At 30.6% G+C, this 1,383-nt stretch carries 1 protein-coding gene; it reads left to right on the top strand.

Translation table 11 applies throughout. The features are described 5' to 3' along the window. Window positions 1-1,383: Ig-like domain-containing protein (locus AVBRAN12654_RS09290; RefSeq protein ID WP_336614373.1), on the top strand; the 1,383-nt coding region annotated here is incomplete at both ends.

Genomic DNA, 1,383 nt, shown 5'->3' with positions numbered 1-1,383 from the left:
AAGATAAAACTGAAGATAATACTCAACCTGAAGTTAAACCTGAACCAACTCCAGTTGTTCCTGAAGATAAACCAGTTGATAATGTTATCCCATCTACCCCATTAAACCCTGCTACCAAACTATTTACAGATATTCTTATTACTTCAATCAATGGTGATAATACAGCAGTTGATGATAGAGCAGAAGTTAGTGAAGGAAAATTAGTAATTACTGCTAAATTAGATGACTTCAAAGGTAAAGAAGGCGAATACACATTTACAGTAAATAGCAATTTAAACAATGCAGGTTTAGAGCAAAAAGTTACAGCTTATGTAAATACTAATGGTGAATTTACATTTACAATGGATTCTAATGTTGTAAATAACGAACAAGGAATGATTAAATTAAGTATAGGTAGCGTAAGCGATACAGCAAATATATTTTATGTTCCAGCTACTCCTGATAATACAGATGATAAACCAGTTGATGTTGTAACTCCAGAAGTTAAACCTGAAGATAAGCCAGTAGCTCCAGTATTTGATAAACTTGTTATTACAGAAGTAAATGGTGATGATACTATAAAAGATCATTCAGCAACAGTTGATAGCAATAGCTTAGTGCTTAAAGGTAAATTAGAAAATTATCAAGGCGTAGCAGGAGATTACGAATTTGATATTCAAAGTAATATATTAAATAGCGTTGTAAATGATATTAAGGTTGTTGGACACATTGATGCAGATGGCACATTTACAATCAATCTTGATGCGAATATTATTGGTAATAATATTGGTTTAATTAAAGTTAAATTTGAAGGTAAAGCAGATGTTGTTACTATATTAGAAGATGCAAGTAAAGAAGTAGATGCTAAAGTTGATGTTGAAATTGCAGGCAATGGTGTTAATGTTGAAAATACTTTAAATAATAATAAGGTTCTTACAATTAGTGGAACAATTAAACCAGTTGATGCTAATGGAAATGCTGTTGAATTTGTTGAAAATAAAGCTCTTGTTAAAATTAATGATAAAGTTGTTGATGTTACATTTAATAAAGATGGCTCATTTACAACTACTTATACTCCAGAAAAAGATGGAGAAGTTAAGGTAGAAGTAACTTATAATGTAAATGATAAAATAGTATCTGATGTTGCTACAACGACAATAGACACTACAGCTCCATTATTAGGAGAATTAACAGGAACTCCAGATTTAAATGGTAATTATGTTGTAGAAGGTAAAACAGAGCCAAATGCAGCGGTAACAATAAATGATAAAACTGAAGTAAAAGCTGATGCTGATGGTAACTTTAAAGCAACATTAAATGATGTAAAAGATGGTGAAAAATTAGAATTAGTAGCTAAAGATGAAGCTGGAAATATTAGTAATGTTGGCACAATAAACGCTAAGA

Source organism: Campylobacter sp. RM12654 (assembly GCF_020137585.1).
Classification (GTDB): Bacteria; Campylobacterota; Campylobacteria; order Campylobacterales; family Campylobacteraceae; genus Campylobacter_E.
The sequence above is the reverse complement of the archived record's forward strand: the minus strand, read 5'-3'. Positions and strand labels throughout refer to the sequence as shown.